The sequence below is a fragment of the Jatrophihabitans sp. genome, assembly GCF_046262535.1.
GTDB lineage: Bacteria > Actinomycetota > Actinomycetes > Mycobacteriales > Jatrophihabitantaceae > Jatrophihabitans.
On record NZ_JBHEMO010000045.1, the window covers coordinates 1 to 8,804 of the forward strand.

An 8,804-nucleotide genomic window follows, 5' to 3' on the forward strand; every position below is an offset into this window, starting at 1 on the left:
GGACGATCACCCAATCCGCTTCGACTGCCCGCAGTAGATCGAAGACCGACCGGGTATGTCGCCATCCGCGAGCGATGAGGGCACCGCGCAGGACGTCGTCGGCACTGAGCACTGACAGGGCACGCACCGCTTGCCGCTCGAACCAGGGCAGCAGTTCGGCGTGCAGGGGAGCGGGGTCAGCACCGGGCTCGGTGAGCAGAGTCGCCTCGGTCGACCAGTGCCACGCAGCCGCCAGCAGTTCGTCCCTGTCCAACACCAGACGGCTGTGCTCGGCGAGGGACCCGATGCGTTCGAGTTCTTCTCGAACCTCGCTCTCGCCGTGTTCGGGTTCGCCGAAGGCGGCCGCGTCACACCGGCGCTGCAGTTGGTAATGATGAAAAGATCCTCCATGGAGGCGCTGCGAACGATCATCGCGGCTGGTCGACCTCGCAGACGTAGATCGCCGTGCCCGGCAGGATCGAACCGCGCAACGGCGACCACTGGCCCCACTCCTCCGTGTGCCCGGCCGGCCATTCCGGTTCAATCAGATCAACCAGGCGCATCCCGGCCGCGGTGATCTCACGGACGCGGTCGCCGAGCGTGCGGTGGTGCTCGACGTAGGTAGGCCGCCCGTCGGCGGCGACCTCGACGTAGGGCGTCCGGTCCCAATAGGGCATGGTCGCGGTCAGCCCGTCCGGCCCGGGGTCGTCGGGGAACGACCACCGGGTCGGGTGGGTGGTGGAGAAGATCCAGCGCCCGCCCGGCTTCAGGACGCGGGCGACCTCGCGCATCACCCGAGCGCTGTCGGCGACGAACGCGATCGCCCCGAAGGACGTGAAGGCCACATCGAAGGCGGCGTCGCGGAAGGGCAGGTACTGCGCGTCGGCCTGCACGAGGGGGACGTTCAGCCCGGTCGCCTGGGCGCCGGCCTGGGCGTGCCGCAGCATGCCGGCCGACAGGTCGAAGGCGACCGGGTGCGCGCCCTGCGCCGCGAGCCAGCGGGAACACATCGCCGCTCCGCAGCCGAGCTCGAGGATCGTCTTCTCGCGGACGTCCCCGAGCAGGTGCGCGTCTTCCTCGCGGAGCCGTTCCGGTGCCCACACGAAGTCCGCCGTGCCCAGGAAGTCGCCGTGTTCGGCGTGGTAGGCGTCGGCGTCACCGTCCCACCAGCGCCGGTTGGCGGCCACGGTCGACCCCGCGTTTTCCTCGCGCCGCGCCACGCCGACCGGGTGGTCAACCACCTCCGCCGCCGCACCCGCCTCCGCCGCCACAGCTCGACCCACCGCCGCAGCTGGCGCCGCCGTCGGATCCGGCGCTGCCGTGCCCGCCGCCGCAGCCGGAGTGGCCTCCGTGATGGCCCCCACTGTTGTTGCCCGGCATGTTGCCCGCATTCCAGTCGGAGTCGTTCGCCCCCTTGGTGCGCCGTCCGCGTCCCGTGCCGCCGCGGGCGTACCGGCCCAGGGTGGTGACCAGTGCGAGGGCCCCGCCACCCACGAGCACGAACGTCAGCGGATGCATGCCCAGACGATAACGGCCGTAGATTCAGTGGGTGCGAATTCGGCGACGATCGGCGGTCGACCTCGCCCGGGTCAACCGTGCGGCCGCTTCCCTGGAGCTTCCGGACGCGATCTGGAAGACGTGCCCCTGGCAGCCGCGCGAGCTGATCGAGACAGGTCTGCGCCAGTGGTTGCGCTGTGCCGGCGCGGCGCTGCGCGACGACCAGGTGATCGGCATGCCCTCGCATGCGGTGGACGAGGTCTGGCACGGGTTCATCCTCTGCACCGCTCGCTACGCCCGCTTCTGTGACGCGGCGTACGGGCGGTTTCTGCACCACCATCCTGAGGGCGGCGCACCCGCCGCGGTCGTGGGCAGCAGCGGGTCGATGGCCGAACAGCTGGGCCGGACGGTGGTCGCCTGGTCGATGGTGGCGCAGCCGGGGGAGTCGTGCGTCCTCTGGGACCTCGACGCGGCCGTCGGCGCGCCGGATCCGTGGGGCATCGCGTCCGAGCGCGTGGCCGCTGTAGTGGCCCGCCTCTCGTTCCCGTGATTAACTGACTGACGTTCAGTAGGGTGGGGGGGTGTCCATACCCCTGCGTACTGCCGCGTTCTGGTCCGTCTACAAGCTGATCGAGCGCGCCCCCGTGATGCAACAGCCCGTCGAGAAGGTGCGGGCCGCTGCGGACCTGCGCAACAAAGCGCTCGGGCTGCCTCTCGCGTGGCTCATCACCGGCCGCCCGGCCAGGGGGGTCGACATCACCGAGACTGAGGCCTCGGCCGCCGACGGAACGCCGCTTCCGCTGCGGGTCTACCGCCCCAAGGGCGCCGCCGGCCGCCTCCCGGTGGTCCTCAATTTTCATGGCGGTGCCTGGGTGTCGGGCAGCGTCCTGCAGTCCGAGTGGTGGGCCAGCGCGCTGGCGGCGCGGGCCGGCGTCGTCGTCGTGTCGGTCGAGTACCGCTTGGCCCCGGAGCACTCCTTCCCGACGCCGGTCGAGGACTGCTACGACGCCACCCGCTGGGTCGCCCAGCACGCCGAGGAATTCGGCGTCGACGCCGACCGGCTGGCCGTGATGGGCGACAGCGCCGGCGGCAACATGGCCGCCGTCGTCGCCATGATGGCCCGCGACCGCGGGGAGCCGTCCGTGGCCCTGCAGGTGTTGATCTATCCGTCGGTGGAACTCGGTGGGGAATACCCGTCCGAACGCGAGAATGCGAACCGGCCGATCCTGACGTCGAAGGACATCGTCAACGCGCCGGGCCTGTACTTCCACGAGAGCACCCGGGAAATGACCGATCCCTACGCGTCCCCCATCCGCGGCAAGCTCGAGGGCCTGCCGCCCGCGCTGATCCAGACGGCCGAATTCGACCCGCTTCGCGATCACGGGGCCTACTACGCCGAGGCGTTGCGCGCCGCCGGTGTCGAGGTGCGATCCACGAACTACGTAGAAGCCGTGCACGGGTACATCTCGCTGCCGGGCATCCAGCCGGTGGCCCGGCAGGCCCTGGCCGAGGCTGCGGCTGAGATCCGGCGTCATCTGGACCCGTGATTCCCCTTATTACGGGGGTCCGAGTAGGCTGGAGGCGCGGACAGGTCTGTGACCTCGACATGGAGTAGGTCGCCCCCGAACTTTCGGCGGACCGGGCATGCCCGCAGCGCACTTCGAGTCCCTGTCAGGAATCACCTACTCAATGACGTCCACCACCGAAGCCCCGCCGACCTCCACCACACCGCAAGTTGCGATCAACGACATCGGCACCGTCGAGGAACTTCTCGCCGCAGTCGACGGAACCATCAAGCCGTTCAACGATGGCGACATCGTCGAAGGCACCATCGTCAAGGTCGACCGGGACGAGGTCCTCCTCGACATCGGTTACAAGACCGAAGGTGTGATCCCCTCCCGCGAGCTCTCCATCAAGCACGACGTCGACCCCAACGAGGTCGTTACCGTGGGCGATGAGATCGAGGCCCTGGTTCTCCAGAAGGAGGACAAGGAAGGGCGGCTCATCCTGTCCAAGAAGCGCGCACAGTACGAGCGCGCCTGGGGCACGATCGAGGAGAAGAAGGACAACGACGAGGTCGTCGAAGGCACCGTCATCGAGGTCGTCAAGGGTGGTCTGATCCTCGACATCGGCCTGCGCGGCTTCCTGCCCGCGTCGCTGGTCGAGATGCGCCGCGTGCGTGACCTGCAGCCCTACGTCGGCAAGACGCTCGAAGCGAAGATCATCGAGCTCGACAAGAACCGCAACAACGTGGTGCTCTCGCGCCGGGCGTGGCTCGAGCAGACGCAGTCCGAGGTGCGCAGCGAGTTCCTCAACAAGCTGGCCAAGGGCCAGGTCCGCACGGGTGTCGTCTCCTCGATCGTCAACTTCGGTGCGTTCGTGGACCTCGGCGGCGTCGACGGTCTGGTGCACGTCTCCGAGCTGTCGTGGAAGCACATCGACCACCCATCCGAGGTCGTCGAGGTGGGCCAGGAGGTCACCGTCGAGGTTCTCGACATCGACCTCGACCGCGAGCGGGTCTCGCTGTCGCTCAAGGCGACGCAGGAAGACCCGTGGCGTCACTTCGCCCGTACCCACCAGATCGGCCAGGTCGTCCCCGGCAAGGTCACCAAGCTCGTTCCGTTCGGCGCCTTCGTGCGCGTCCAGGACGGCATCGAGGGCCTCGTGCACATCTCCGAGCTGGCTGAGCGGCACGTCGAGATCCCCGAGCAGGTTGTCAACGTCGGCGACGACCTGCTGGTCAAGGTCATCGACATCGATCTCGAGCGGCGTCGCATCTCGCTGTCGCTGAAGCAGGCGAACGAGGGCGCGCTCACCGACGACAGCTTCGACCCGGCGCAGTACGGCATGGAAGCCCAGTACGACGACAAGGGTGAGTACATCTACCCCGAGGGCTTCGACCCGGACACCCAGGAGTGGCGCGAGGGCTACGAGGCCCAACGCGAGGAATGGGAAAAGCGCTACGCCGCGGCCCGCGAGCGGTTCGAGGCGCACAAGAAGCAGCTAGAGGACGCCCAGAAGGCCGATGCCACGGCGGCGACCGAGGCCGGCGAGGCGACGACGTACAGCTCCGACATCCCCGCCGCCGAGGACGGCGGCGGGACGCTCGCCTCCGACGAGGCGCTCGCCGCGCTGCGCGAGAAGCTTGCCGGCCGATAAGGCCACACTGCTCGAAGTCGTCCGCGCTTCCCCACGTCATGACGTGGGGAAGCGCGGACAACTTTTTGTGTCGGTAGCGTTCCTCACGTGAGAGTGGGACTGACCGGGGGAGTGGGTTCGGGCAAGAGCACCGTCGCCCGGCTGCTGGCCGACCACGGCGCGGTCGTCATCGACGCCGACGCCCTCGCTCGCGAAGTCGTGGAGCCCGGCACTCCCGGCTTCGACGCAGTCGTGGCGGAATTCGGCGACGATGTCGTGGGGCCCGACGGACGGCTGGACCGGCCCGCGCTGGCCGCCATCGTCTTCAACGACGAGGCCCGCCGAACTGCGCTCAACGGCATCGTCCACCCGCTGGTCGGCAAACGCACCGCCGAGCTGATGGCCGAGGCCGGCGAGGACGCGATCGTCGTCTTCGATATCCCGCTGTTGGTCGAGAGCAACTTGGCGGCCGGCTTCGACACCGTCCTCGTCGTGGAGGCCCCCGTCGACACCCGGCTGGCCCGCCTGGCCGAGCGCGGGATGGCCGAGGCGGACGCCCGCGACCGGATGGCGGTGCAGGCGTCCGACGAGCAGCGGCGCGCCGTGGCCGGCGAGCTGATCGGCAACGACGGATCGCTTGAGGAGCTGTCGGCCCAGGTCGATGCCGTCTGGGAACGGCTCGTCGCCGCGGCTTTCACGGCGTAGGCCGAATTGGAAGCGCTCGCACCCATCCGATAGAGTCGACGCCCGGTGGCCGGCACGAAATTTCGGGCCGCCGCAATCGCGGACGTAGCGCAGCTGGTAGCGCATCACCTTGCCAAGGTGAGGGTCGCGGGTTCGAATCCCGTCGTCCGCTCGAGGAACCGCTCTCGGCACCCAGGGGTGGCCGGAACACACGGCGGCGTGGCCGAGTGGCTTAGGCAAGGGCCTGCAAAGCCCTGTACGCGGGTTCGATTCCCGCCGCCGCCTCGCAGGGCAACAACCACCGCACCGCGGTGCACATAGAGGGCGATTAGCTCAGTGGGAGAGCACTACCTTGACACGGTAGGGGTCACTGGTTCAATCCCAGTATCGCCCACTACGAGGCAATACCAACCAGGCTGAGATGGCAGCGCATGGCACGAACCCGGACCGTCGACGTCAACAATGTCAACGAGATGCTGCCGACCGTAACGCCGCTCCGGCCGAAAGCCGGATTGCTCGGCTGCACAACCGGACCGCGGTCGTTCGATGTGGTTCAATTCCCGGCGTTGTCACCGGTGGCCGCACGCTGGTCTGCCCAGCCAGCGGGCCACGTCCCGGATACGTCGCTGTCCGATTCCGGCGTCGAATCTGAACCATCTGGTCGCGCATCTGCGCTGCTAGGTGGGCACCCTTCGCTGGGGTTCGCGCCCTGTCGCCAGCGCACTTTGAGATCGGTTGAGGCCTTCTCGCACCGCCTGACGTTCACGGCGTGACACGTACTGTCCGCAATAGACCCCTGGGAGGACCGATGGGCCCTAGCCCCTCCGTGATCGTCTTCGACGTCAACGAGACGCTGTCTGACATGAGCCCGATGGCCGCGCGGTTCGCCGATATCGGCGCGCAGGAGCATCTGGCGAAGCTATGGTTCGCCACCTTGCTGCGCGACGGGTTCGCCCTAACCGCGGCAGGGGGGCAGCAGCCCTTCGCCGAACTCGGCGTCGCGGCGCTGCGCACGGTGCTGCATGGGGCCAACCTCAACCGTGGCTTGGACGCCGCGATCGCTCATGTGATGGACGGCTTCAATCAGTTGACGGTGCACCCGGACGTGCCCGAGGGCGTGCACGCGCTGCGCCGCTCCGGCCGCCGGCTGGTCACCCTGACCAACGGATCGGTGCAGGTCGCCGAGCGACTGTTCGCCGCAGCCGGCATCCGGGAGGAGTTCGAGGCGCTGCTGTCAGTGGAGGATGCTCCCGCGTGGAAGCCGGCCAGGGCCGCTTACCATTACGCCGCACGTGCTTGCGGTAGCGAGTTGAGCGACATGCTGCTGATCGCCGTCCACCCGTGGGACATCGACGGCGCCGCCCGTGCCGGCATGGCCACCGCATGGATCGACCGGGCCGGCGCTCCCTACCCCGACTTCTTCACGCCGCCCTCGCTGACCGCGCCCGACCTGACCGACCTAGCCCAGCAACTGGCGGCAGGACAGGCGTCCTGACCCCTCCGGCCGAGATCGTCAGGTCGCGAGGCGCTGGCTACCTCAGAACTTGGCTGGCGCCTGTGGGTCACGCTGCGCCGACCTGATACGTACCACGGGACAGATACAGACCTCACAGACCTCGTGGTCCCCAAGGGCACATCGCACCCCCTTGGACGCGGACTCCGCTTCCTCGAACAAGCACGGCCGTAACGCTTGGCATGCTCACTGGTTGCGTCGCCAACTACGACGTCGCGCGGTTCATCCGGTCTTCGTGACACCGTGCCCGCATGGCCGCTGTCTGTACGGCATCGCCCGCCTCCGGCCGGCACGCCGAGACCCGCGGCGCGCCGAGCAAGGCGCAGCTCGGGTATGTCGTGGCCGGGTTCGGTGAGCTCACCGCGCAGCCGGATGCGGTCGCAGCCGTGCGCGCCGCAGGGCAGGCGGGCTACGCGTGTTCACCCTGAGCAACGGTGCCGCGGCCACTACCGAGGGCTTTCTCGAGCGGGCCGGGATGGCCGGCGAGGTCGAGGCGGTGCTGTCGGTCGATGACGTGCGGGCATGGAAACCTGGGCCGGTGGGCTACTAACACGCCCTCCCCACGCTGGGCTGCGGGCGGAGCAGACGGCGTTGGTCGCGGTGTACTCCTGGGACCTCTACGACGCCCGGCAGGTCGGGTTCACCACCGGATGGTGCCCGCGGCTGGACCGCACACCCCCGCCGCTGTTCGGCACAGCTGACATTGTTGCCGACACCCTCAATGCCGTGATCGCTAGCCTGGTGGCCCGGCCGGAAAGCGGCTGAGCGCACCGGCAAGGGAGAGGGCTTCGAGGCCGATCGAGACTCGACCCCGCAGGCCAGGAACCGCGGCGTGGTCGTCGATGGTCAGCCATTCAGCGCGTTCGCGCCGCGACGATGGCTGCCCGACGCTCTGGTGTTGTGAGCGAGCCGATTGGTGCGGCCGCCGGCTGAGGTCACCGCATCCGGAAGAGGCGCCGATTGTTGCCGGGTCGGGCGCTTTGACGGCTGGCAGCCGCTGCGATCACTCAGGAACTGGCTGCGGCCGCGGGATGCATCGGCTTGAGCCGCCGGGTTTCCGATGACGAAGACTCGGCCGCGTGCCGCACTCAAACCGAACCCACCCTGCAGGACGAAGGATTGGCATGACCACTTACGTCGCGACCGTGAACGGCACGGTTATCGCCCGATGCGATCGAACGGTGCTGATTGAGGGCAACCGCTGCTTCCCGCCCGACGCGATCGTCGAGGAGCATTTCACCACGACGAGGGTGAAGTCGCTGTGCCCGTGGAAGGGCGTGGCCAGCTACTACGCGCTCACAGTCGACGGCGCGGACCAGCGCAACGCCGCATGGAGCTACCGGCAGCCTTCCCGACTGGCCCGAAAGATTAAGAATTACGTGGCGTTCTGGGACGCCGGCTCGGTCACCGAAGCGTGAGCAGCCCATTGCTGACGCGCCTGCGGCGATGGTGGGAAATCACCCGGCCGGTTGGCCCGGAAACCACGGCCGCTCTGCGTGAACGCTGGCACACGCTGCCTGACCATGTACGCACACCGGCGCAGACGCTCGGCCAGCACGCGGTCGGCTGCGAGGGCACCCACGGGGTGTTCCCGCGCTGCAACCTGGCCTGCACGCCGTGCTACCACTCCCGCGATGCGAACCGTGTCCGCGTCGACGGCGGTCACACCGTGGCGCAGGTCCGCGCCCAGTTCCGGCTGTTGCGTGAACGGCGCGGCCCCCGCGCCCACGCGCAACTGATCGGCGGCGAGGTCAGCCTGCTGCCACCGGATGATCACGCGGCCGCGCTGCTGGCGATGCGGGAACAGGGCCGTGAGCCGATGAGTATGAGCCACGGCGACTTCGACGCCGACTACCTAGCCGCACTGGCCCTGGACGCCGACGGCCAGCCGCGGCTACCGCGACTGTCGTTCGCCGGCCATTTCGACATGCTCATGTTCGGGCGTCGCGGCATCGAGCGGCCCGCTGACGAACGGTCGTTGAATCCATATCGC

General features: G+C 68.6%; 13 protein-coding genes and 3 tRNA genes. 13 read left to right on the forward strand and 3 right to left on the reverse strand.

Annotated elements, in window-relative coordinates; translation table 11 throughout:
- From ABR571_RS07175 to ABR571_RS07185, 3 genes are all read right to left on the reverse strand, one after another.
- The coding region (locus ABR571_RS07175) for a hypothetical protein (protein ID WP_409452505.1) at positions 1-256 on the reverse strand (256 nt) is incomplete at its 3' end.
- A gap of 151 nt (positions 257-407) precedes the next feature.
- Entirely contained in the window at positions 408-1,220 is an 813-nt protein-coding gene (locus ABR571_RS07180) for a class I SAM-dependent methyltransferase (RefSeq protein WP_409452506.1), read from the reverse strand.
- Entirely contained in the window at positions 1,213-1,497 is a 285-nt protein-coding gene (locus ABR571_RS07185) for a hypothetical protein (protein WP_409452507.1), read from the reverse strand. Before ABR571_RS07185 ends, ABR571_RS07180 begins: the two co-directional genes overlap by 8 nt.
- Before the next feature lie 31 nt (positions 1,498-1,528).
- Here ABR571_RS07185 and ABR571_RS07190 point away from each other — a divergent pair, with 31 nt between their 5' ends.
- From ABR571_RS07190 to ABR571_RS07250, 13 genes are all read left to right on the forward strand, one after another.
- Positions 1,529-2,026 carry a hypothetical protein gene (locus ABR571_RS07190; protein WP_409452508.1) on the forward strand — a complete coding sequence of 166 codons (498 nt, stop codon included), beginning with the start codon at positions 1,529-1,531 and terminating at the stop codon, positions 2,024-2,026.
- Positions 2,027-2,057: 31 nt separating this feature from the next.
- On the forward strand, positions 2,058-3,023 hold the full coding sequence (locus tag ABR571_RS07195; protein WP_409452509.1) for an alpha/beta hydrolase: 966 nt from the start codon (positions 2,058-2,060) through the stop codon (positions 3,021-3,023).
- Positions 3,024-3,165: 142 nt separating this feature from the next.
- A complete protein-coding gene (rpsA, locus tag ABR571_RS07200) occupies positions 3,166-4,635 on the forward strand; it encodes a 30S ribosomal protein S1 (RefSeq protein WP_409452517.1) in 1,470 nt (489 codons plus the stop codon).
- 87 nt (positions 4,636-4,722) lie between these two features.
- Complete coding sequence (coaE, locus tag ABR571_RS07205) at positions 4,723-5,319, forward strand: dephospho-CoA kinase (protein WP_409452510.1); 597 nt, start codon at positions 4,723-4,725, stop codon at positions 5,317-5,319.
- 78 nt (positions 5,320-5,397) lie between these two features.
- A tRNA-Gly gene (locus ABR571_RS07210) sits at positions 5,398-5,470 on the forward strand.
- Positions 5,471-5,511: 41 nt separating this feature from the next.
- Positions 5,512-5,583 (forward strand) — tRNA-Cys (locus ABR571_RS07215).
- Between the two features lie 37 nt (positions 5,584-5,620).
- Positions 5,621-5,692 (forward strand) — tRNA-Val (locus ABR571_RS07220).
- Positions 5,693-6,124: 432 nt separating this feature from the next.
- Entirely contained in the window at positions 6,125-6,793 is a 669-nt protein-coding gene (locus ABR571_RS07225) for a haloacid dehalogenase type II (protein WP_409452511.1), read from the forward strand.
- A 269-nt stretch (positions 6,794-7,062) separates the two neighbouring features.
- Positions 7,063-7,239, forward strand: a complete 177-nt coding sequence (locus ABR571_RS07230; RefSeq protein ID WP_409452512.1) for a hypothetical protein — start codon at positions 7,063-7,065, stop codon at positions 7,237-7,239.
- Positions 7,227-7,361, forward strand: coding sequence for a hypothetical protein (locus ABR571_RS07235; RefSeq protein ID WP_409452513.1), 135 nt, complete (start codon positions 7,227-7,229; stop codon positions 7,359-7,361). Before ABR571_RS07230 ends, ABR571_RS07235 begins: the two co-directional genes overlap by 13 nt.
- Before the next feature lie 41 nt (positions 7,362-7,402).
- Positions 7,403-7,576, forward strand: coding sequence for a hypothetical protein (locus ABR571_RS07240; RefSeq protein ID WP_409452514.1), 174 nt, complete (start codon positions 7,403-7,405; stop codon positions 7,574-7,576).
- Between the two features lie 359 nt (positions 7,577-7,935).
- Entirely contained in the window at positions 7,936-8,229 is a 294-nt protein-coding gene (locus tag ABR571_RS07245; protein WP_409452515.1) for a DUF427 domain-containing protein, read from the forward strand.
- 8 nt (positions 8,230-8,237) lie between these two features.
- Positions 8,238-8,804 (forward strand): radical SAM protein (locus tag ABR571_RS07250; RefSeq protein WP_409452516.1); only part of this gene is annotated, 567 nt, incomplete at its 3' end.

What these genes read in the sequence shown, in the direction of transcription:
- ABR571_RS07185 (WP_409452507.1), bottom strand. Translation starts at nt 1,497, where the DNA reads ATGCATCCGCTGACGTTCGTGCTCGTGGGTGGCGGGGCCCTCGCACTG.
- rpsA (WP_409452517.1), top strand. Translation starts at nt 3,166, where the DNA reads ATGACGTCCACCACCGAAGCCCCGCCGACCTCCACCACACCGCAAGTT.
- ABR571_RS07230 (WP_409452512.1), top strand. Translation starts at nt 7,063, where the DNA reads ATGGCCGCTGTCTGTACGGCATCGCCCGCCTCCGGCCGGCACGCCGAG.
- ABR571_RS07245 (WP_409452515.1), top strand. Translation starts at nt 7,936, where the DNA reads ATGACCACTTACGTCGCGACCGTGAACGGCACGGTTATCGCCCGATGC.